Origin of the sequence: Sinorhizobium meliloti (assembly GCF_017876815.1) — a bacterium.
Lineage (GTDB): Bacteria > Pseudomonadota > Alphaproteobacteria > Rhizobiales > Rhizobiaceae > Sinorhizobium > Sinorhizobium meliloti.
The window spans coordinates 3,336,135-3,358,073 of the sequence record NZ_JAGIOS010000001.1 but is presented as its reverse complement, the minus strand read 5'-3'; the positions used below and the strand labels follow the sequence as shown (position 1 = coordinate 3,358,073).

The following is a 21,939-nucleotide window of genomic DNA, read 5'->3' as shown; positions in this document are numbered from 1 at the left end:
TGCCGCCTGGAACGACGGCGTTTCACTGCATCGGGTGAAAAGCTTCTTTCCGCGGGGATAACCACCGCCGGTCATATCCGGTCGGTCCGGAAGCGGGATGGCGCTACTCCCGTCCAGCGTTTGAAAGCGCGGGTGAAATGCGCGGAATCACTGTAGCCCAGCCTTAAGGCAATGTCGGTCATGCTATGAACACCTTCACAGATCAGCCGGATTGCCTCGTTGCGGCGCGTGTCGTCGAGTAACTCTTCAAAATCGACGCCGCAAAACTTCAGCCGCCGCTGCAGTGTGCGAACCGACATGCCGAGGCTTTTCGCTACGGTCTGTAGTCCAAGCTTATGACCATCGGACAGCCTTTCGCTGAGCATCTTTGCCGCCTCTATCGTCGAGGCCAGTGACTCTGTGACGTTCGATGGCCGATTTCCAGGGGTTTTCAGAGAAAGATCGAGCAAATCTCGATCGAACTCGATCGCATCGTAGTCGCACCCTGTTTCTATCTTGGGACCGAAACACTCCTCCAGTGCCGTGCTTCCATGCGTCCTCGAAGCCGTCAACCGAACCCTTATTGCAGCGGGTTCACCCGCCAGAAGCGGCACCTTCCGCAGGACAGCGAGGCTGCCCAGGATGAATTGCCGGGGATCGAACTCGAAACGATCGACGAAACGGAAGATGATGCGAGCGGTTCCGCCCTCCACCACGAAGCGTATATCCGATCCCTGATGGATCGACGACACGTTCGCTACCGCGAGCACGCATGCTTCAGCCACGCTCTCCGCTGCCAGAAGCGACTGGCCCCATGGGCCGAGATCATGCAGTTCGGTCAAGCGCCCGACATGCGCACCCGCGAATGGATCTCCCAGGAGGGCAGCCACTTCGTTGGCCATGTGGAAGCATTGGGCGCGCGGAAGCCAGCCGTCGGCGTTCCGGAACACGTTCGGTGAGATGCCGAGGCGCGCACAGAACTCTATGGCCGAAACATCGTGCTTGGCGAGATAGGGCGCCATCGGCAGGAAGGCCCTAACCCTGATGGAGGGTGCAGAATGTGACATCCGAGCAGCAAACTTGGCATGAAAAGGCAAGAAATAAGTTGAGCACTATAGCAGTATGCAACCGTTTGGGAAGGCTCGCCAGCAATATACGACGGGCGGAGCGTGGCCGTTTACATTCGCCAATTCAGTACATCGCGTTGGACTTAATCTTTTGCTGGAGGGAAGAATGGACATTACGCGTCGTGAACTCACGGCGGCCGGTGTTTGCGCCGGCGGCTGGGTCCGTCGGCACGCCGGTGTGCGGCATGCCGACCCGATAGACACGTCGACATATCACGCAGGGTTCAGATGCGTTGTCGGCACCAGGAGGGTCGCATGAAGTCACCTAAGCTCGCGAGAATACGTTTGTTGGCGCTAAGCACGGCAATCCTGCTTTTGGGAGCGCCCGCAACGGCTCAGGAATCGCTGCCTTTTCCGCCGAAGCCCTCAGGGAGCAAGGCCGGCCCGACAATAGCTCAGTCCACTTACAGTCCATTGCCCGCGCAGCCGCATCTCCCCGCGAATGCTCCGAACATCGTCGTCATCATGCTCGACGACGTTGGTCCGGCCTTGCCGGACACCTTCGGCGGAGTGATCGAAACGCCGACATTGAGCCGGCTTGCGCAAGACGGACTGTCCTACAATCGCTTCCACAATGCCGCCATGTGTTCTCCCTCGCGGGCGGCATTGCTGACCGGGCGCAATCACCATCGGGTCGGGAACGGCCAGATCGCCGAGTTGGCGAACGACTGGGACGGATACACCGGCAGGATACCACGCACCTCCGCCACCGTCGCGAAAGTCCTTGGCTATTATGGCTACGCGACCGCAGCATTCGGCAAGTGGCACAACACCCCGGCCAATGAAACGACAGCCGTCGGGCCATATACGGACTGGCCCGCGGGCGAAGGTATCGGGTTCGATTATTTCTATGGTTTCCTTGCTGGAGAGTCCTCGCAGTGGGAGCCCGCAGTGGTCGAAAACACCGTTCGCGTCGACCCGTCTCACGGGAAGGAAGGCTACCACTTCACCGAGGATATGACCAACAAGGCGGTCATATGGATGAAGCAGGTGCACGCGCTGACGCCGGACCGGCCCTTCTTCATGTACTGGGCGCCCGGCGCCGCGCATGGTCCGCATCACATCTTCAAGGACTGGGCGGACAAGTACAAAGGCAAATTCGATGACGGCTGGGATGCCATGCGAGAACGCATCTATGCCCGCCAAAAACAACTCGGATGGATACCGCAGAACACGCAACTGACGCCCCGTCCGGATACGCTGTCAGGATGGGAGGATATTCCGGAAGACGAGAAGCCGTTCCAGCGCCGGCTCATGGAAGTCTTTGCCGGCTATACGGAGCATGCGGACGTTCAGGCCGGGCGCCTGCTCGAGGCCCTCGACGAACTTGGAATTCGCGACAACACCCTGATCTTCTATGTCTGGGGCGACAACGGGTCCAGCGCGGAGGGCCAGAATGGCACCATCAGCGAACTTCTGGCGCAGAACGGCATCCGCACCGAGATCAAGGACCACATTCGTGCGATGAACGAGTTGGGCGGGATGGACGTACTCGGATCACCCAAGGCCGATAACATGTATCATGCGGGTTGGGCATGGGCCGGTTCCACGCCGCACCGGTCGACCAAACTGGTCGCGGCCCATTTCGGCGGCACGCGAACGCCGCTCGTGGTCTCCTGGCCAGGTAAAATCAAACCCGACCAGACCCCGCGCTCCCAGTTCCATCATCTCAACGACATCGTACCCACGATCTACGACGTCCTGGACATCCAGCCGCCGAAGCTCGTGGACGGCATCAGCCAGGATCCCCTCGATGGTGTCAGCATGACCTACACCTTCGACTCTCCCGAGGCGTCGGGCCAAAAGAAGGAGCAGTACTTCGAAATCATGGGCAGCCGTGCCATCTATCAGGACGAGTGGATCGCATCCGTCTTCGGACCCCGGATACCATGGAAGGCCGGCCTCGATCCCGCCATCTTCAAATGGTCGCCGGATAATGACCTATGGGAACTCCATGATCTCAGCCAGGACTACTCCCAGGCAAAGAACGTCGCGGCCGATCATCCGGAAAAGGTCGAGGCGCTGAAGAGGGCGTTTGGCGTGCAGGCCGAAGCCAATAAGGTGTTCCCGGTCGGGGGAGGATTGTGGTCTGCCGTCTTCCATCCTGAAGATGCGCCGTCCAATCCCGCGACCGAGTTCCAATTCACCCAAGACGTGGTCGGTGTTCCCGAGTTCACGGCACCGAAAGTCGGAGCCCGCAGCAACCTTGTGACCATCGAGGCGGAATTGCGGCCGGACTCCGAAGGCGTGTTGTATGCTCTGGGGGCTTTTTCGGGCGGGGTCGCTTTGTGGGTCGAGAACGGCAAGCTCACCTACGAGTACAACCTGTTCGAGATAGAGCGGACGCGTCTCGAATCCTCCGATCCGTTGCCGAGCGGCAAGGTCAACATCGAGGTCGAAACACGTAAGGTCAGCAGCGATCACGCTGCACCGCTAGACGTCGTTATCCGCATCGATGGCAAAGAGGTGGCCAAAGGACACGTGCCGCGTTCCGCTCCACTTGCCTTTACCGCCAACGACGCCTTCGACGTGGGCAAAGACAGTTATTCTCCAGTCGCCCTTGCGTATTTCGACCGCAAGCCGTTTGCTTTCAACGGCAAGATCGAAAGCCTGAAAGTCGAATATCTGAAGTAAGCATCGGTCTCGCTGGTCGCTCGGAGGAGCGGCGAACTCCCAGTTCGCCGCTCCACTTTCCGCCGGCGTACACACGGCATTCAACAGGAGTGATTGGATTGAAGCGGCACCTCGCCCGGAACGCCAAAGCCGGCGTACCACCAATACGGCCGCTTTTGGCGTGCGCCGCCTGGAGTTTTGTGCTGCTCTACGGATGTGCGGGCCGCCCGACAGGGGTCCTCGAGCCGGTAGCGGCCAATCCGTCAGCCGCCCAAGTCGAGATGCTGGTCACGACCACCCGAAGCCGGGCGGAAAAACCGGGCGAGATGTTCAGCGGCGAGCGTGCGCTCAGCCCGACATTTGCGGAAATGACGGTGTCGATTCCGCCCGATACCGTTCGCAAGGCCGGTGAAGTCGCTTGGCCGAGCAAGCTTCCACCCAATCCCGAGACGGATTTCGCAACACTGAAGGCGGTGGAAGTCGATCGCGGTGCGGCGGAGAAATGGTTGAACACGCATGTGCGCAAGAGCCCGGACGGCAGCGTCCTCGTATTCATCCATGGGTTCAACAACCACTTCGAGGATGCGGTCTTCCGCTTCGCGCAGATCATCCACGACTCGGGCGCGCGCAGCGTTCCGGTGCTCGCGACGTGGCCGTCGCGCGGGAGCCTGCTGGCCTATGGCTACGATCGCGAAAGCACCAACTACACCCGCAACGCAGTAGAACGCCTTTTCCAGTATCTGGCGCGTGATCCCGAGGTCAAGGAAGTATCGATCCTGGCACATTCGATGGGCAATTGGTTGGCGCTCGAGTCCCTGCGCCAGATGGCCATTCGCAACGACGGCCTGCCGGCGAAGTTCAGGAATGTCATGTTGGCGGCGCCGGACGTCGACGTCGACGTCTTCGGATCGCAGATCGCCGACATGGGCAAGCAACGGCCGCGCTTTACACTCTTCGTCTCGCGCGACGACCGTGCACTCGCCGTTTCCCGCCGCGTCTGGGGAAATGTCTCCCGGTTGGGAGCGATCGATCCGGAGCAGTCGCCCTACAAGGAGGAGTTGGCGGCGAATGGGATCACCGTCGTCGACCTCACCAAAATCAAGGCAGGCGACAATCTGCATCACACCAAGTTTGCGGAGTCGCCGGAAATCGTACGACTGATCGGCAGCCGCCTGTCCAGCGGCCAGACCTTGACCGACAGTCGCCTGGGACTCGGCGACCATATCGTCGCTGCGACCGCCGGGGCCGCCCATACCGTCGGAACAGCGGCGGGACTGGTCGTTGCCGCTCCCGCTGCCATTGTCGATCAGAACACGCGGCGGAATTACGTCCACCACGTCGAGGCACTCGCCGAGCCATCCGGCGCAACGAGATGAAACACGGCCGACATTGCGTGCAGGGAGGAGAGCCTGGCAAGGTCCGTGCACTGCAACCTCTAGCCCGGCAGCGCCGCCTTCGCTCCCTTATCGATAGAGATGGCCCGAGCGCTTTGCGGGGAGTCTTGATTAGGGTAGGCTTTGCAGATCGGCTGCGACAAGAAGGTGGACTGCTATGAGGTCCACCGCCAGACCAATGGGATCATATGAGCGACGACAACATCATTAAGTTTGAACGACCGAAACCGAAGCAGGAGCCAAGGTCGGTCGGCCCGATGCAACGGAAAGCACTCACCTGGCTCGCGTTGATAGCGGGTTTGTTTCTGGTATGGGCGTATTACCATTTCGTCGCGCCGCCGAACTTGCCTTGAAAGGCTCTGTTCACGCTCCTGGTGGGAAGCTCATCTCGCGCGCCGCGGCCAGCGGTTTGTAACTTTTCGGCTTTCCGTGCGTTCTGTCGGGCGACCTGACGAATGGAGGCAGTGATGTCGAAGCGCGAACTCATCGATACCGGGACCGACAAGCGCTACGTGCGGCGCGACGAAAGCGGGAAGTTCAAACATTCGGTGGATGTCGGCCGTTCCCTGTCGTCGGACAAGAAACAGAAGGCGAAGCACGATGCCAAGCCCGGCCAGGGCGACAAGGGCGATCGCAAGAACTAGGCCGTGAAGATCGCCACCTATAACGTCAACGGGGTGAATGGCCGTCTGGGTGTCCTGCTGCGGTGGCTGGAGGAGGCGTCACCCGACGTCGTCTGCCTTCAGGAACTCAAGGCACCAGACCCGAAATTCCCCGTGAAAGCCATCGAGGCTGCCGGATACGGGGCGATTTGGCACGGCCAGAAGAGTTGGAACGGCGTGGCGATCCTCGCCAGAGACAGGGAGCCGACGCTGACGCGCAAGGGCCTTCCCGGTGATCCGGACGATACCCATAGCCGCTATATCGAGGCAGCGGTCGAGGGCATGGTGATCGGCTGTCTCTATCTGCCCAACGGGAATCCCTATCCGGGCCCGAAGTTCGAATACAAGCTGGCATGGTTCCACAGGCTGACGGCTTACGCGGCAGAGCTGCTGGAACTCGACGTGCCGGTGATCCTCGCTGGCGACTACAACGTCATGCCGACAGAACTCGATGTCTACAAACCGGAGCGTTGGGTGAACGACGCGCTGTTCCGCATCGAGGTCAGAGACGCTTATCATCGCCTGCTTGAACAGGGCTGGACGGATGCCCTCCGGCAGCTTCACCCCGGGGAACGCGTCTACACCTTTTGGGACTACTTCCGAAATGCCTTCGCGCGGGATGCCGGCCTTCGCATCGATCACCTCCTGCTCAGCCCGCATGTCACCTTGAGGCTTTCGGCTGCGGGGGTCGACAGGCATGTCCGGGGATGGGAGCACACGAGCGATCACGCACCGGCCTGGATCGAACTGTCGGATGGACCTGCGGAGGAAGATCAATGACGATGAATGATTGGCGCGCCGAGCTGCGCCTCGAACTGGAAAAACTGGTCGACGCCGCTGTCGTTGCCGGCGCGCGCCAACGGGATGTCTACGCCGCCATTCTTGACGAGATTGGACAGCTTCGGCTCGCCTACGAACGAGACCCTGATCCCGCCGACGACATCAGCGAGCAGGTCATCGAAGAACCGTCCAACAATTGGCCCGCCGCCGACTAAGGGTGAACGAGACTTCGAGAATGGTCCGGCACGGTGTCGCCGGTCAGCACGGGTTTATGAAGTTGGTGATCGCGATCTGACGCAGCAGCACGCGGCGGATTCTGTTGAAATTCGGGATACCCGCCGCGGCTTGTTTGATCTCCTCATTCCTGTGCTCGTCACAGGAATCCAGCCAGCCCAAGTTATTGGGCTGGAAGAACTCTTCCCCGCGCCACGGACGCGGCGCTGCTCTCATCTCTGGGACAAGCACAGAGATGAGAAGGAGAGATTGCAGTCCTCCCCGCTCTGACCGACGCGCTCGGCAACCTTGTCCGCACCGACCTCCGCGCCGACAAAACCGGCCAGAGCTTCAACGCCATCAGCGATCTCGCAGCTGCCGCCAGAAACTCAAGATGTATCTCAACCGGCCTTTGCGAGCGCTGCAAGCTGCGTCATCACCATCGCGGCGCCGGAAAGGCGTTTTTCCGGAGTTGCGAGCTCGCGCTGGAAGAAAATGCTCTGGTCCGGGCGGATCTTGGCGACTGTTCCCTGTTTCGCGATGTAGCCCACGAGCGCGGCGGGATTGGGAAATTCCTTGTTGCGGAACTGGACCACGACGCCCTTCGGCCCCGCATCGAGCTTTTCGACATTCGCCGTGCGGCAGAGCGACTTGACGTAGACGATTTTCAGGAGGTGCTGCACCTCCGTCGGCAGCGGCCCGAAACGGTCGATCAGCTCCGCACCGAAGCCGTCGATCTCCTTGAGGTCGGTCAGTTCACCCAGGCGCCGATAAAGGCCGAGCCGCAGATTGAGGTCCGGCACATACTCTTCGGGGATCATCACCGGCGTTCCGACCGATATCTGCGGCGACCAGCCGGTATCGTGGATCTCCTCTTCGCCCTTGAGCTCGGCGACCGCCTCCTCCAGCATCTGCTGGTAGAGCTCGAAGCCGACCTCCTTGATGTGACCGGACTGCTCCTCGCCGAGCAGGTTGCCCGCTCCGCGGATGTCGAGGTCGTGGCTGGCGAGCTGGAACCCGGCTCCAAGCGTATCAAGCGACTGGAGAACCTTGAGGCGCCGTTCCGCCGGCCCGGTCAACGTCTTGTTGACGGGAAGGGTGAAGAGCGCGAAGGCGCGGACCTTGGAGCGCCCTACCCGACCGCGCAGCTGATAGAGCTGGGCGAGGCCGAACATATCGGCACGATGCACGATCAGGGTGTTGGCGGTCGGCACGTCGAGACCGGACTCTACGATCGTCGTCGAGAGGAGCACATCGTAGCGCCCCTCGTAGAAGGCGTTCATGATATCTTCGAGCTCGGTCGCCGGCATTTGCCCGTGCGCCACGGCAACCTTCAGTTCCGGCACGTCGGATTTCAGGAAATCGTGGATTTCCGGAAGATCGCTCACGCGCGGACAGACATAGAAGCTCTGGCCGCCGCGGTAGTGCTCGCGCATCAGCGTCTCTCGGATCACCAAAGCATCGAAGGGCGAAATGAAGGTTCGCACCGCCATGCGGTCGACCGGCGGCGTCGTGATCAGCGACAATTCGCGCACTCCGGTGAGGGCAAGCTGCAGCGTCCGCGGAATGGGCGTCGCCGAGAGCGTGAGGACGTGCACATCGGTCTTCAGCTCTTTCAGGCGTTCCTTGTGCTTGACACCGAAATGCTGCTCCTCATCGATGATGAGCAGGCCGAGATTGGCGAATTTGATCGACGAGCCGAGCAGCGCGTGCGTGCCCACTACGATGTCCGTCTTGCCTTCGGCGACCTCTTTCTTCGTGAGCGCCAGATCCTTCGAGCCGACCAGCCGTGAGGCCTGCTGTATCCGTATCGGCAAGCCGCGGAAACGATCGGAGAAGGTCTTGAAGTGCTGCCTCGCAAGCAGGGTCGTCGGCACCACCACGGCGACCTGCACGCCGTTCATCGCCGCGATGAAGGCGGCACGCAGCGCCACCTCTGTCTTGCCGAAGCCGACATCGCCGCACACGAGGCGGTCCATGGGCCGGCCGCGGCCGAGATCGTCGCGGACGGCATCGATCGAGTTCAATTGGTCCTCGGTCTCGTCATAGGGGAAGCGGGCGGCGAACTCGTCATAGACCCCGTCCTGCGCCGCAAGGACCGGCGCATGGCGCGTATGTCTTTCGGCAGCGATGCGGATGAGGCCGCCGGCCATGTCGAGCAGCCGTTTCTTGAGCTTGGCCTTGCGCGCCTGCCAGGCGACGCCGCCGAGCTTGTCGAGGACAGCATCGGTTCCTTCCGAGCCGTAGCGCGACAGAAGCTCGATATTTTCCACCGGCAGGAACAGCTTGGCATCGTCCGCATAGACGAGCTCGAGGCAGTCATGCGGTGCGCCGGCGGCCTCGATCGTCCTGAGGCCGACGAAGCGCCCGATACCGTGCTCGGCGTGTACGACATAACTGCCCTCGTCGAGGCCGGTCACTTCGGCGATGAAATCCGCGCCGCGCTTGCGCCGCTTGGAGCGGCGAACCAGACGGTCGCCGAGAATGTCCTGCTCGCCGATGACGACGAGGTCGCCGGTCTCGAATCCCGCTTCGAGGCTGAGAACCGCGGATGCGGCCTCCCCCGGCTTGAGCGAACCGATATCCGAGAGCGCCTTGACCGGACGGATATTGGCGAGACCATGCTCGGCCAGAACCTGAAGCAGCCGGTCGAGCGAGCCCTCCGTCCAGCCGGACACGATGACCTTTGCGCCTTTTGCCCGCTTCTCGGCGATATGCTTCACGGCCTGATCGAAAACATTGGTGCGCGTGCCGTCGTTGTCGGCCTCGCCCGCCGGTTTGGCCCAACGCAGGCCCTGACGCGCTTCGATGTTCACGACCTGGCGGGCTTCGCCCTCGTGTTCGGTAAAGGGCGAAAGGCGGACCGCATTGAGATCATTCAGGGCTTCGCCGAAGCCTTTCGCAGTGAGATAGAGCATGTCCGGCGGCACGGGCTTGTAGGGCGTGCCCTGGGTGACCTGAGACTTGCCCGGCGAAGCCGAGGCGAGGCGTGCGTCGTAATAGTCGAGAACGAGCTTCGAGCGCTCTGCCGCGGCCTCGCGCGCCAGATGGTCGGTGACGATGCGAAAGCCGTCGAGATAGTCGAAGACCGTTTCGAGCCGATCGTAGAAAAGCGGCAGCCAATGCTCCATGCCGGCATAGCGCCGTCCCTCCGACACGGCCTGATAAAGCGCATCGTCGCGCGTCGCCGCTCCGAAGAGAGAAAGATACTGCTTTCGGAAGTGGCTGATCGTCTCGGGCGTCAGGGATACCTCGCTCATCGGATTGAGGTCGAGGGACCGGACCTGCCCGATCGTGCGCTGGCTTGCGGGATCGAAGGAGCGGATCGCCTCGAGCGTGTCGCCGAAGAAGTCGAGGCGCAAAGGCTCGCCGCTGCCGGGTACATAGACATCGAGGATGCCTCCCCGTACGGCGAATTCGCCCATCTCGCGCACGGTCGGGACCCGTTCGAAGCCGTTTCGCTCCAGCCGGGCGGCAAGGTCGTCCATGCGGATCTGGTTGCCGGGCCGTGCCGTGAAGGCGAGGCTTTCGATCACATCCTGCGGCGAGATCCTTTGCAGCGCTGCATTGATGGTGACGAGCACGATCGCCGGATGCGGTTTCCTGCGGTGGGCGATCAACGCGCTCAGCGCGGCAAGCCTGCGCGCCGAGGTGTCGGCGCTCGGCGAGACCCGGTCGTAAGGCAGGCAGTCCCAACCCGGCAGCGTCAGGACCGGGATATCGGGAGCGACGAAACCGAGCACCTGTTCGAGGTCAGCGACCTTCTGGCCATCGGAGAGGATATAGGCGACGGGGGCCCCGGCCCGGGCCAGTTCGGCGAGAACGAGCGCCTCGGCACCCGTGGGCACCGGGCCGATCGTAATTTCCCGCGTCGCCGCAAGAATCTTCCTAGGGTCGAAGCCAGGTATCATCGTCATGTCTACTTCGTTTCGTGGCGAACCGGGTCGAAATCCGGGCGATAGGCAGCGATGCGGAAGAAGAGTTCCGTCGCATAACGCTCGGGCAGCGGTTTTTCTCCGGTGATCCAGCGGACGAGGTCGTTGTCCTCCTCCCCCATGATCGCTTCGAGTTCGTCGAGCTCCGCTTCGGACAAGGTGGCGAGCTCCGCCTCGGCGAACTGGCCGAGGATCAGGTCCATCTCCCGAATGCCGCGGTGCCACGCGCGGAAGAGAATCCTGCGCCGACGCGGGTCGAGATCGGCGCTCGTGCGCGAAATGCCGGTCATGGGATGTCCTTCCTGCTCTCCGCCGCTCTGCGGATCGAGATCATGGGCTCTATAAACGCTGGAAAGCAGGTTGTCAGCCTTGCCAAAGCCGGAATTATCGTCGCAATTTCATTGCTATGCGCCCTGCCCTGCTCGATCCGCTGTTTTCGCCCCTCGACACATTGCCCGGCATCGGCCCGAAGACCGGCGAACTTTACGCGCGCCTGCTCGGGCGCGAGACGGTTGAAGACTGCCGCGTCGTCGATCTCCTGTTCCATATCCCTCATTCGCTGATCGATCGTCGCCGCCAGCCCGGCATTGCCCATGCTCCAAACGGTGCGATCGTTACCATCACGGGCCGGGTAGACCGGCACCAGCCGGCACCCAGTGGCAGATCGAACGTGCCCTATCGCGTCTTTCTCCACGACGAGACCGGCGAACTGGCGCTCACCTTCTTCCGCGTCAGGGGGAACTGGCTCGAGAAGGCCCTGCCCATCGATGAGACGGTGATCGTCAGCGGCAAGGTGGACTGGTTCAACCGGCGGGCTTCCATGGTCCACCCCGACTACATGGTCCGTGCGGCCGAATCGGAGAACATGCCGCTCGTCGAGCCTGTCTACGGGCTGACGGCAGGCCTGACCTCGAGGCCCCTTCGCAAGTCGATCGAGGCGGCAGTGGCGCGCGTCCCGGACCTGCCGGAGTGGCTGGATGAGGCACTTCTGCGCCAACAGGGCTTCAAGAGCGCCAAAGAAAGCTTCCAGCGCCTGCACGAACCGCGGGACGAAACCGATATAGATGCGCAGGCGCCGGCGCGCCGCCGGATCGCCTATGACGAGTTCCTGGCGGGGCAGCTTTCGCTCTCCCTCGTTCGCCAGCGATTGCGCAAGGTCGCCGGTACGCCGATTCATCCGACCGGCCGGTTGAGCGGTCCGGTAATCGCAGCCCTGCCCTTCTCCTTGACGAACAGCCAGTCGGCGGCCGTCGACGAGATCCTTGCCGACATGTCCGGAGCCGACCGCATGCTGCGGCTGCTGCAGGGGGACGTCGGCTCCGGCAAGACGGCCGTGGCCTTGATGGCGATGCTGGCGGCGGTGGAATCCGGCGGCCAGGCGGTGCTGATGGCGCCGACGGAAATTCTCGCGCGGCAGCACCACGCCACGCTTTCGAGGATGGCCGCGCCGGCGGGCATCACGATCGATATCCTGACCGGCAGGACGAAGGGCAAGGAACGGGACGCGATACTGGAACGCATTGCCTCCGGCGAGACGCAGCTGGTCATCGGCACGCACGCACTCTTCCAGGACGCTGTGATCTATCGCCAACTCGTCCTCGCCGTGGTCGACGAGCAGCATCGTTTCGGCGTGCATCAGAGGCTGCGGCTGACGGCCAAGGGTATCTCGCCGCACATGCTCGTGATGACCGCGACGCCGATTCCGAGAACACTCGTGCTCGCCGCCTTCGGCGACATGGACGTATCGAAGCTCACGGAGAAGCCGGCGGGCCGCAAACCGATCCAGACCGTCACGATTCCGAACGAACGGACGGACGAGATCGTGGAGAGGCTCGACGCAGCGCTCCGGCAGGGCAAGAAGGCCTATTGGATCTGCCCGCTCGTCGAGGAATCCGAGGAGACCGACGCCATGTCCGCCGATGAGCGCTACCAGAGCCTTGCTCGACGGTTCGGCAAGGATGTCGGCCTGGTGCACGGGCGCATGGCAGGACCGGAAAAAGACGCCGTCATGCTCGCCTTCAAGAACGGTGAAATCCGTTTGCTCGTGGCTACGACGGTCGTCGAGGTCGGCGTTGACGTGCCGGATGCCACGATCATGGTCATCGAGCACGCCGAACGCTTCGGCCTTGCGCAACTGCACCAGCTACGCGGCCGCGTGGGGCGCGGCGACGAAGCCTCGACCTGCATCCTTTTGTACAAGAGCCCGCTCAGCGAAGCAGGGCGCGCGCGTCTTTCGGTCCTCCGTGAAAGCGAAGACGGGTTCCTGATCGCCGAGGAGGATCTGAAGCTGCGCGGCGAAGGCGAGCTTCTCGGCACGCGGCAGTCCGGCACGCCGGGTTTCCTCATCGCAAGCCTCGAGGCGCATGCCGACCTCCTGGAGATGGCGCGCAAGGACGCCGCCTATGTCATAGACAGGGATCCGGAACTGACGTCGGAACGCGGCCAGGCGCTCAGGACGCTGCTCTACCTCTTCCGGCGCGACGAGGCGATCCGGTTCCTGCGGGCCGGCTGATCATCCCCGGGACCTCAAACGCTCTCCTGCTGCTTGATCGCACGCGGGGGCGCATTGGCCAGCGGGTTGTAATCCGGCGCGACGAGGCCTCCGGAAATCAGCAGCTTCGCAGCATCCTCGGCGCTCATCTGCAGGGGAATGATCTTGTCGCGGGGCACGAAGAGCAGGAAGCCGGCGGTGGGGATCGGTGTCGGAGGCAGGAAGACCGTCACCATGTCCATGCCGCGCTCGTCGAACCTGGCAGCAATCTCGCCCTTCACGTCCGTGGCGATAAAGACCAGCGACCACAGCCCCGGACTTGGATATTCGATCAGCCCTGCCCTCTTGAAAGAGGACGACTGGTCCTGCAGCACGGTCTGGAAGATCTGTTTCAGCGACTTGTAGATGGAGCGGACGAGCGGCGTCCGGTTGAGGAGCGACTCGCCGAAATTGATAATCGAGCGTCCGACGAGGTTCGCGGTCAGGAAACCGACCAGGGTGATGACCACGACGGCGACGAGCAGCCCGAAACCCGGGATCGCGATCGGCAGATAATTATCGGGATTATAGAAGCTCGGCAGATACGGTTTCACCCAACCGTCGGCCCACTCGATGAAGGAGCGGACCAGCCACACCGTAATCGCCAGGGGCGCGCAGATGATAAGCCCGGTAAGAAAGTAGTTGCGCAGCCGGGCCGCGATGATGCCGCTTTTGGAACTTTCCGTCATGCCGTTGCCATCGATCCGTCAGTCCGCTCCGAAGGCGGGATGATAAGTGACGGTGCCGGAAACCAGCCCTCCCGACAAGGGTAAAGCCATGAAATATTGCGGCGCACAACCCGGAAAAACAAGAGCAGGCTCGTTGCGGAACCCGAATCTCTCATAGAAGGCCGGATTGCCCGCCAGGACGCAGCCTGAAGCCCCCGCCTTGCGCAGCATGTCGAGCCCGCGGCGCACAAGTGCGCTCCCCGTGCCGCGTCCTTGCCAGTCCGGCCGCACCGACACGGGACCGAGCCCGTACCAGCCGACCGCGAACGGGGTGATCGTGACAGGCGAAAAAGCGATGTGGCCGATCACCTCACCCTCTTCCTCGGCAACGAGGGACAGCGTCATCGCGTCCTCGGAGCGCAGCCGGTCGATGATCCGGGCCTCCGTCTGGTCGCTATAGGGCTGCCCGGCGAAAGCCGCCTCGGTAATCTGCCGGATCGCCTCGGCGTCGCCCGCGGTTTCCGGTCGGATGATCATTCGACCGTCACCGATTTGGCGAGGTTGCGCGGCTGGTCCACGTCGGTCCCCATGAAGACGGCCGTATGATAGGCGAGAAGCTGGACCGGCAAGGAGAAGATCATCGGCGCGATGATCTCGTCGACTTCCGGCAGCACGATCGTGTGCATCGTATCGAGCTTCGACGCGGCCGCACCTTTCTCGTCGGTTATCAGGATGATACGGCCGCCGCGTGCGGCCACCTCCTGCATGTTCGATACCGTCTTGTCGAAGAAGCGGTCATGCGGCGCGATGACGATGACGGGCATGTTTTCGTCGATCAGGGCGATCGGTCCGTGCTTCAGTTCGCCCGCGGCGTAACCTTCGGCGTGGATATACGAAATCTCCTTGAGCTTCAGCGCCCCTTCCATTGCCAGCGGGAAGCTGGTGCCGCGGCCGAGATAAAGGACGTCGTGGCATTTGGACAGTTCGCGCGACAGACTCTCGATCTTCGGCTGGATGCTGTTCAGCACCTGGCCCATGATGCGCGGCATTTCGGCAAGGCTCTTTACGAGCGCTTGCTCCTCTTCGCCGCTGATCGTTCCGCGGGCCTTGCCCGCGCCGACCGCAAGGGCGGCCAAGACGGCAAGCTGGCAGGTGAAAGCCTTGGTCGAGGCGACGCCGATCTCCGGGCCCGCAAGAATCGGAAAGACCGCATCGGATTCCCGTGCGATGGTCGACTCGCGGGCATTGACCACCGCGCCGATCTTGAGGCCGTGCTCCTTGCAATATCTCAGCGAGGCCAGTGTGTCGGCGGTCTCGCCCGACTGCGAGATGAAAAGAGCCGCCGACTGCGGCGACAGCGGTATCTCGCGGTAGCGGAATTCGGACGCAACGTCGATTTCGACCGGCAGGCGGGCATAGCGCTCGAACCAGTATTTGCCGATCAGGCCGGCGAGATAAGCTGTGCCGCAGGCAGAGATCGCCAGGCTCGGGACTTTGCCGAAATCGATGGCGTCGGAAATCGGAACGACACGGTTTTCTATGAAATTCACATAATGCCCGAGAGCATGGGCGATGACCTCCGGCTGCTCATAGATCTCCTTCTCCATGAAATGGCGATGGTTGCCCTTGTCCACCAGAAAGGCAGCAGCCGTCGAAATCTGGCGCGGACGTTCGACGACATTGCCGTCGAAATCGAAGATATGGACGCCGGTCTTGCCGATGACGGCCCAGTCACCATCGATGAGATAGGTGATTTCATTGGTGAAGGGAGCAAGCGCGATCGCGTCCGAACCCAGGAACATCTCGCCGCTGCCGTGGCCGATCGCCAGCGGCGGTCCGTTGCGTGCCGCCATGATGGTCGACGGATCGTCCTCGAAGAGAACGGCCAGTGCGTAGGCGCCCTTGACGCGCTTCAGCATGGCATGCATCGCCTCGCGCCGCCCCAGTCCATCGCGCCGGTATTTCGCCAGAAGATGCGCGACGACCTCGGTGTCCGTCTCCGTCTGGAATTCCGCTCCTCCTGCCGCCAGCTCGTCCTTGAGCTCGGCGAAATTCTCGATGATGCCGTTGTGAACCACGGCGACGCCTTCAGTGAAATGCGGGTGGGCGTTGCGTTCCGTGGGTGCTCCATGGGTTGCCCAGCGCGTGTGGGCGATGCCGATGGTGCCGGCCAGAGGCTCCTCTCTCAACCTGCTCTCGAGGTTGACCAGCTTGCCCTCGGCCCGCCGGCGCTGCAGCGTTCCCGCGTCGATCGTCGCGACGCCGGCCGAATCATAGCCGCGATACTCCAGGCGCTTCAATGCTTCGACCAGCCGCTCCGATACCGGCTGATTCCCCACGATGCCAACAATCCCGCACATATCCCTCTCCGCGTCTCTTCACGCCCTGCGGCGTATCAGCTCAAATGTAACGACCACTGCATGTTTCCCCGAATCGTACCGGCTCGAGGACAGGAATATGCAGCAAATCTAAAATGCTGCAGCGACCATTGCGCGTCCGACAAACGCGCGGCGCCGCAGGTGCCTGTTGAAAGCCTTGGTAGCGAAATTGCGTCGCGACGCAATCCGTTTCGATTTCACTTTCAGTTTCAATATTTAATGCATCTACTCCGCAGCCTTGGCCCGCTTCCTGGCTGCCTTTTCCGCCTCGTAGCGCTCGCGCAATATCGGCGCCCTGCCGGGCTTCACGTCCTGGCGCGCACGGCCGAAAGCGACCGCATCCGCCGGCACGTCTTCCGTGATCACGCTTCCGGACGCCACGAGCGCCCCGTCGCCGATCGAAACCGGAGCGACGAGCGACGAATTGGAGCCTACGAAGGCGTTCGCGCCGATGCGGGTGACATGCTTGTTCACGCCATCATAGTTGCAGGTAATGGTTCCGGCCCCGATATTGGATCCGGCGCCGACAAAGGCGTCGCCGATATAGGTGAGGTGATTGACCTTGGCTCCGGCACCGATCTCTGCGTTCTTCACCTCGCAGAAATTGCCGACCTTCGATTTCGCTCCGAGGTCGGCACCCGGGCGCAGGCGCGCGAAAGGTCCGACCGTAGCGCCGGCACGGACGTGAGCGCCTTCCAGATGGGAGAAGGCGTGGATGACCGCACCGCTTTCCACGCGCACGCCGGGCCCGAAGACGACGTTCGGCTCCAGGAGAACGTCCTGGGCAAGTGCGGTGTCCCATGAGAGGAAGACGGTCTCGGGTGCGATCATCGACACGCCCGCCAGCATCAGTTCGTGACGACGGCGCTGCTGCCAGAGGCGCTCGATATAGGCAAGCTCGGCGCGGGTATTGCAGCCGGTAAGTTCCTCCTCGGGCGCTTCGACAGCGATTGCACGGCCATCGAGGGAGCGCGCGATCTCGACGAGATCGGTCAGGTAGTATTCGCCTTTCGCATTGGCGTTGCCGATCCGGTTAAGCAGATCGAGCGCCTTGCGGCCGTCGATCGCCATCAGCCCGCCATTGCAATAGGTGATGCGGCGCTCCTCGTCGGAGGCGTCCCGGTGTTCACGGATGGCGACCAGCGCTCCATCCTTCACGATGAGACGCCCGTACCCGGTCGGATCCGTCGCCTGGAAGCCGATCACCACGACGTCGTTTCCGGCCGCGAGACCGTCGCGCGCTGCCTTCAGAGGTGCGGCGGTGATAAGCGGCGTGTCTCCGAAAACAACGAGAACGTCGTCATAGCCTTTCGCGATCGCTTCGCGGGCAGCAAGCACCGCGTGGGCGGTGCCAAGTCGCTCCTTCTGCAGAAAGGAGGTGACGGCCACTTCGTCGGTTGCCGCGGCGGCAGATACGGCGTCCGCATCGCGCCCGACGACCAGCGCCACATCCGAGATCGATGCACTCGCCAGGGCGTCGACGACATGGGCGATCATCGGCCGCCCCGCGACCGGATGCAGCACCTTCGACATGGCCGATTTCATCCGCGTGCTCTCGCCAGCTGCCAGGATGATCGCCAGGCAAGTCCGTTCCATACTCTGATCTCCTTGATACCCTCTCGGGACATTTCTTCGACGCGGCGTCTCGCGCCTCTGCCCGCGCGCTTTTTGCGCGTTCCTATCAGCAACATATTGCGAGAACCATAATTCGCACAATCACGTCGCGTTAATCCGGTTCAAACCGTATGATATCAGCCCGGCGGCCGCAGCCGGCTTTCGGTGAGCAGGCCGCTCTCCTCCAGAATGGGATAGGCGACGGAGGCGATGTGCGCGTTGATGCGCTTCAGGTCCCGCAGCATATCGAGGTGCAGCGAACTGGTTTGCAGGCTTTCGAGAAGGCCATCGCGCAACCGCTCCAGGTGGCGCTCCGCGGAGCGTTTTTCCATATGCCGCACGTCCACCTTGACCTCGATGAGATGACGCGCCAGGTCGGCGTTGCGCGTGACGAAGATGGTCTGTGCGATGCGCAGATTATCGATGGTGAGGTTGAAAAGCCCCTTCAGCTCCTGATAGCCGTCCTCCGAGAACCGCAAGCCGCCCCTCACCTTCTTGGCGATCTGTTCACAGAGACCTTTTTCGATGATGTCGCCCATGTGCTCGAGATTGATGGCATAGTCGATGATCACGATCGAGCGGCGCCCGTCCTCCTCGTTCAGGCCATCGCGCCCCAGCCGCGAAAGGAAGATTTTCACCTCCTGCTGCAGGAGGTCGACCTGCCGTTCGATGTTCTCGATGTCGCCCAGTTCGTTGACGTCATTCTTGCTGAACGCTTCGGAGGCCCGCATCAGCATGACCTCGATCAGGTCGCCCACCCTCAGGACCTCTCGCGTGGCTCCGGAAAGGGCCATGACCGGTGTATCGAGCGCCGCCTCATCGAGGTAGCGCGGCCCGGTCTCCGTCGCTTCGTCGTCGGGGAAGAAGCGGTTCATGGTGCGGGCGAGCAACCCCGCGAACGGCCAGGCAACCATCGCCAGGAGCAGATTGAAAAGCAGGTGCACGTCGACGGGCAGGTTCTGGCGCGGCAGCGGCAGGCTCTGCAGGAAGTCGGCGCTGGCGCCAACCGCCGGAAGGGCGATGAGACAGCCGATGCCGCGCACCACGAGGTTGCCCAGCGTGACCCGGCGGGCGGCGGGCGGCGAGCCGAGCGTGGTGATGACCGGCGGGATTGCGCCACCGAGATTGGCACCGAGCACGAGCGCGACCGTCAATACGGGAGAAAGCACGCCCGCGGATGAAAGCGACAGCACCAGCATGACGACGGCGAGGCTGGACGATGACGCAAAGGCAAGACCGGCCGCAATGATCATCGCCACGGGCAAGGCGTTGTCGAGCATTCCGAGAAATGCTCCCAGAGCCTGGGATTGGCGCATCGGCTCGGTCGCTGCGCCGAGCAGCTCTAGCGACAAAAGCATCAGACCGATGCCCACGAGCGCATAGCCGGCGCCCTGGCGCGCGCTCGACCGGCTCAGGCGGTGCGTGGCCACGCCTGCGAGGATGAGCAGCGGCGAAAGCCATCCGATGCCGAGTGCGACGATCCAGGCCGTCATCGCGGTGCCGACATTGGCGCCCAGCAGCACGATCTGCGCCATCTGCGAACGGATCAGCCCCTTCTCGACGAAAGAGGCCGTCATGAGTGCCGTGGCCGTCGAACTCTGGAGCCCGAGCGTTGCGACGAGCCCCGTCAAAAAAGCCCGGAAGGGACCGTTCGTTCCGCGCGCAAGAGCTGCCCGCAGCCGCGCCCCGAAGGCACGCGTCACCCCGTCCTTGACCAGCGAAAGGCCGAAGAGCAGCAGCGCCACTGCACCGAAGAGATTGACCATCACGATCGTGGACTGCATGGAGGTGATTTCCCGTAATGGCCGGCGGATCGAAAGTCCCGGTCGAGTATCGAAGAAACGATTCCCATCAGTTTGCCACAGCGGGACGCGCTTCCAACGCTTAATTTGCAGCGCGCTTTAAGTTGCCGGCTAACGAATTCCGACATTGCCTTCGTCGTTAGCGCCTTTTGCGGCCTTTGCTCTTGAATGCCCCGGGAGCCCTGAGGCGCGCGGCCATGGCGACGGGTTGGCAAGTTCAACTCCGCCGGCCGCAATTTGCGACGAACCGGCCTTCAATTCCTCTCTGGTTTGTTCTAAGGAACGAATTCATTCGGCGTAATGCCAGCGCATCCCAACGAGGTTTTCTGCCCCCATGCTCGACTCCCTGAGAAACGCTGCCCAGACGCGGGTCGTCAAAGGCCTGCTGGCCCTTCTCATCCTCTCATTCATGGTGTGGGGCGGTCAGACATTGATGGTGCCAAACACGCCCAACGCGGTGGTCACCGTCGGCGACGTCAAGGTGTCGGCGAGCGACTTTCGCCTGGCTTACGAACGGCAGGTCGCCCTGCTCTCGCGCCAGCTCGGTACGCCTTTGTCGCGCCAGCAGGCCCAAGCCTTCGGGGTCGAGAACCAGGTCTACGCCCAGCTCGTCGCGGGTGCTGCACTCGACCAGCTCGCTACCGACATGAATCTCGGTCTTTCGGAAGACAGGCTTGCGCGGCTGATCGGCGAAGACCCGGCCTTCCACGGCGCCAACGGGCAGTTCGACCGTCTGACATTTTCGAGCGTGCTGCGCAATGCCGGTCTGACCGAGCAGGATTACATCAACAACCGCAGCCAGGTCGCGGTTCGATCGCAGATCGTCGATGCGCTCACGGACGGTTACACGGCGCCCAAGGTACTCGTCGACGCCATTGGCAAGTACCGCCACGAGACGCGCACGATTGACTATCTTCTGCTCTCCAACGCAAATATCGACGCGGTCAAAACGCCGGGCGACGACGTTCTCGCGCCTTGGTTCGAAAGCCGCAAGGCGAACTATCGCGCTCCGGAATACCGCAAGATCAGCTACATCAAGCTGGAGCCCGAGGACCTGGCCGCACCGGACGCCGTGACCTCGGAAGAGCTTCGCGCCGATTATGAGAAGCGCAAGGAGAGCTACCGCACGCCGGCAACCAGAACGGTCGAGCAGCTCACCTTCCCGTCGCGCGAGGCCGCCGACGCCGCGGCCGCCAAGCTTGCCGCCGGCACCTCCTTCGACGATCTGGTCAAGGCCGAGGGCAAGACGTCGGCAGATGTACTCCTCGGCGACTTCACCAAGGAGCGCATGCCGGACGCAAAGATTGCCGACGCAGCCTTTGCCGTTGCCCAGGATGGCGGCACCACGCCCGTCGTCGAAGGTGCATTCGGCCCGGTCATCCTGCGCGTAACCAACATCCGGCCCGATGCCGTTCGCAGCTTTGACGAAGTCAAGGAAGAATTGCGCAAGGAAATCGCCCTCGACGCCGCGCGCGAGCAGCTCGTCGGTCTTCATGACAAGATCGAAGACGAACGCGCCGGCGGCGTGTCCGTAAAGGAGATCGCCGAACAGCTGAAGCTCAAGCTCGTCACGGTCGACGCCGTCGACGCTTCCGGCAAGGATCAGAACGGCGACGAAGTGAAGGATCTTCCGGAACCGCGCGCCCTTCTCCAGGAAGTCTTCAAGGCCGATGTCGGAACGGATACGCTTGCCGTCAATATCGGGCGGGACGGCTCCGCATGGTTCGACGTCGAGGAGATCATTCCGGCCCGGGACCGGACGCTTGACGAAGTTCGCGACGAAGTGGCCGCCGACTGGACCGCGGAACAGCAGCGCGCGGCACTGGCCGCCAAGGCCAAGGAACTCAAGGAACGTATCGAAAAGGGCGCCAAGCTCGCCGATATCGCAAGCGAACTCGGCCTTGTCGTCGAGAGCAAGACCGGGCTGACCCGCGCGACCAACGATGCGACCCTGAGCCCTGCCGCGGTGATCGCGGCCTTCGCCGGTCCGAACGGCCACGTCGCCAACGCCCCGGGGATCGGCGGCGACGGCCAGGTGCTCATGCAGGTTACGGCGGTCGAAGAGAAGGCGCCTGCGGACGCCCTCGACAACGACAGCAGCCAGATCGAAGCGATTGCGCGCGCGAGCGGCGACGACATCCTGGATCAGATGGTCTCCACATTGCAAACTGCCTATGGCGTTTCGATCAACCAGTCGCTTGCCGAAACGGCACTGGCGCAACGGTGACGACGGAGAAGCGAACT

The 21,939-nt window shown here is 62.5% G+C and carries 15 protein-coding genes; 7 read left to right on the top strand and 8 right to left on the bottom strand.

Annotated features, from left to right (window positions below; all coding sequences use genetic code 11):
- Window positions 1-71: 71 nt before the first annotated feature.
- A complete protein-coding gene (locus tag JOH52_RS16220) occupies window positions 72-1,001 on the bottom strand; it encodes an AraC family transcriptional regulator (protein WP_010969366.1) in 930 nt (309 codons plus the stop codon).
- Window positions 1,002-1,361: 360 nt separating this feature from the next.
- On the opposite strand from JOH52_RS16220, the gene JOH52_RS16215 reads away from it, so the two are divergent.
- The 5 genes from JOH52_RS16215 to JOH52_RS16195 all read left to right on the top strand — a co-directional run bounded on the left by JOH52_RS16215 (window position 1,362) and on the right by JOH52_RS16195 (window position 6,770).
- Window positions 1,362-3,740, top strand: coding sequence for an arylsulfatase (locus JOH52_RS16215; protein ID WP_017265548.1), 2,379 nt, complete (start codon window positions 1,362-1,364; stop codon window positions 3,738-3,740).
- A 98-nt stretch (window positions 3,741-3,838) separates the two neighbouring features.
- Window positions 3,839-5,095 carry an alpha/beta hydrolase gene (locus tag JOH52_RS16210; RefSeq protein ID WP_014526828.1) on the top strand — a complete coding sequence of 419 codons (1,257 nt, stop codon included), beginning with the start codon at window positions 3,839-3,841 and terminating at the stop codon, window positions 5,093-5,095.
- A gap of 485 nt (window positions 5,096-5,580) precedes the next feature.
- A complete protein-coding gene (locus tag JOH52_RS16205) occupies window positions 5,581-5,757 on the top strand; it encodes a hypothetical protein (protein WP_010969369.1) in 177 nt (58 codons plus the stop codon).
- A gap of 3 nt (window positions 5,758-5,760) precedes the next feature.
- Complete coding sequence (gene xth / locus JOH52_RS16200) at window positions 5,761-6,555, top strand: exodeoxyribonuclease III (RefSeq protein ID WP_010969370.1); 795 nt, start codon at window positions 5,761-5,763, stop codon at window positions 6,553-6,555.
- Window positions 6,552-6,770, top strand: coding sequence for a hypothetical protein (locus tag JOH52_RS16195; RefSeq protein ID WP_010969371.1), 219 nt, complete (start codon window positions 6,552-6,554; stop codon window positions 6,768-6,770). Before xth ends, JOH52_RS16195 begins: the two co-directional genes overlap by 4 nt.
- Window positions 6,771-7,169: 399 nt before the next feature.
- Here JOH52_RS16195 and mfd read toward each other — a convergent pair whose 3' ends face one another.
- Both mfd and JOH52_RS16185 read right to left on the bottom strand, forming a co-directional pair.
- Window positions 7,170-10,685 carry a transcription-repair coupling factor gene (gene mfd, locus JOH52_RS16190; RefSeq protein ID WP_010969372.1) on the bottom strand — a complete coding sequence of 1,172 codons (3,516 nt, stop codon included), beginning with the start codon at window positions 10,683-10,685 and terminating at the stop codon, window positions 7,170-7,172.
- Window positions 10,686-10,687: 2 nt separating this feature from the next.
- Complete coding sequence (locus tag JOH52_RS16185) at window positions 10,688-10,993, bottom strand: FAD assembly factor SdhE (protein ID WP_003537695.1); 306 nt, start codon at window positions 10,991-10,993, stop codon at window positions 10,688-10,690.
- Between the two features lie 116 nt (window positions 10,994-11,109).
- Here JOH52_RS16185 and recG point away from each other — a divergent pair, with 116 nt between their 5' ends.
- Window positions 11,110-13,215, top strand: a complete 2,106-nt coding sequence (recG, locus tag JOH52_RS16180; protein WP_010969373.1) for an ATP-dependent DNA helicase RecG — start codon at window positions 11,110-11,112, stop codon at window positions 13,213-13,215.
- Between the two features lie 14 nt (window positions 13,216-13,229).
- Here recG and JOH52_RS16175 read toward each other — a convergent pair whose 3' ends face one another.
- The 5 genes from JOH52_RS16175 to JOH52_RS16155 all read right to left on the bottom strand — a co-directional run bounded on the left by JOH52_RS16175 (window position 13,230) and on the right by JOH52_RS16155 (window position 19,677).
- The gene (locus tag JOH52_RS16175) at window positions 13,230-13,922 is read right to left on the bottom strand and encodes a DUF502 domain-containing protein (RefSeq protein WP_003537698.1); all 693 of its coding nucleotides are present in this window, start codon (window positions 13,920-13,922) and stop codon (window positions 13,230-13,232) included.
- Window positions 13,923-13,940: 18 nt separating this feature from the next.
- On the bottom strand, window positions 13,941-14,438 hold the full coding sequence (locus tag JOH52_RS16170; protein WP_010969374.1) for a GNAT family N-acetyltransferase: 498 nt from the start codon (window positions 14,436-14,438) through the stop codon (window positions 13,941-13,943).
- Complete coding sequence (gene glmS / locus JOH52_RS16165; RefSeq protein WP_010969375.1) at window positions 14,435-16,261, bottom strand: glutamine--fructose-6-phosphate transaminase (isomerizing); 1,827 nt, start codon at window positions 16,259-16,261, stop codon at window positions 14,435-14,437. The genes JOH52_RS16170 and glmS overlap by 4 nt, the downstream gene beginning before the upstream one ends.
- 243 nt (window positions 16,262-16,504) lie before the next feature.
- Complete coding sequence (gene glmU / locus JOH52_RS16160; RefSeq protein WP_003533259.1) at window positions 16,505-17,875, bottom strand: bifunctional UDP-N-acetylglucosamine diphosphorylase/glucosamine-1-phosphate N-acetyltransferase GlmU; 1,371 nt, start codon at window positions 17,873-17,875, stop codon at window positions 16,505-16,507.
- A 155-nt stretch (window positions 17,876-18,030) separates the two neighbouring features.
- Window positions 18,031-19,677, bottom strand: coding sequence for a Na/Pi cotransporter family protein (locus JOH52_RS16155; RefSeq protein ID WP_010969376.1), 1,647 nt, complete (start codon window positions 19,675-19,677; stop codon window positions 18,031-18,033).
- Between the two features lie 352 nt (window positions 19,678-20,029).
- Here JOH52_RS16155 and JOH52_RS16150 point away from each other — a divergent pair, with 352 nt between their 5' ends.
- A complete protein-coding gene (locus JOH52_RS16150; protein ID WP_013844469.1) occupies window positions 20,030-21,922 on the top strand; it encodes a peptidylprolyl isomerase in 1,893 nt (630 codons plus the stop codon).
- The last annotated feature ends 17 nt before the right edge of the window (window positions 21,923-21,939 follow it).

Excerpts from the sequence above, each read along its gene's own strand:
- JOH52_RS16220 (WP_010969366.1), bottom strand. The coding sequence starts at position 1,001 with ATGGCGCCCTATCTCGCCAAGCACGATGTTTCGGCCATAGAGTTCTGT.
- recG (WP_010969373.1), top strand. The coding sequence starts at position 11,110 with ATGCGCCCTGCCCTGCTCGATCCGCTGTTTTCGCCCCTCGACACATTG.
- JOH52_RS16170 (WP_010969374.1), bottom strand. The coding sequence starts at position 14,438 with ATGATCATCCGACCGGAAACCGCGGGCGACGCCGAGGCGATCCGGCAG.
- JOH52_RS16215 (WP_017265548.1), top strand. The coding sequence starts at position 1,362 with ATGAAGTCACCTAAGCTCGCGAGAATACGTTTGTTGGCGCTAAGCACG.
- JOH52_RS16155 (WP_010969376.1), bottom strand. The coding sequence starts at position 19,677 with ATGCAGTCCACGATCGTGATGGTCAATCTCTTCGGTGCAGTGGCGCTG.
- JOH52_RS16205 (WP_010969369.1), top strand. The coding sequence starts at position 5,581 with ATGTCGAAGCGCGAACTCATCGATACCGGGACCGACAAGCGCTACGTG.
- mfd (WP_010969372.1), bottom strand. The coding sequence starts at position 10,685 with ATGACGATGATACCTGGCTTCGACCCTAGGAAGATTCTTGCGGCGACG.
- JOH52_RS16185 (WP_003537695.1), bottom strand. The coding sequence starts at position 10,993 with ATGACCGGCATTTCGCGCACGAGCGCCGATCTCGACCCGCGTCGGCGC.
- JOH52_RS16195 (WP_010969371.1), top strand. The coding sequence starts at position 6,552 with ATGACGATGAATGATTGGCGCGCCGAGCTGCGCCTCGAACTGGAAAAA.
- JOH52_RS16175 (WP_003537698.1), bottom strand. The coding sequence starts at position 13,922 with ATGACGGAAAGTTCCAAAAGCGGCATCATCGCGGCCCGGCTGCGCAAC.
- glmU (WP_003533259.1), bottom strand. The coding sequence starts at position 17,875 with ATGGAACGGACTTGCCTGGCGATCATCCTGGCAGCTGGCGAGAGCACG.
- glmS (WP_010969375.1), bottom strand. The coding sequence starts at position 16,261 with ATGTGCGGGATTGTTGGCATCGTGGGGAATCAGCCGGTATCGGAGCGG.
- JOH52_RS16150 (WP_013844469.1), top strand. The coding sequence starts at position 20,030 with ATGCTCGACTCCCTGAGAAACGCTGCCCAGACGCGGGTCGTCAAAGGC.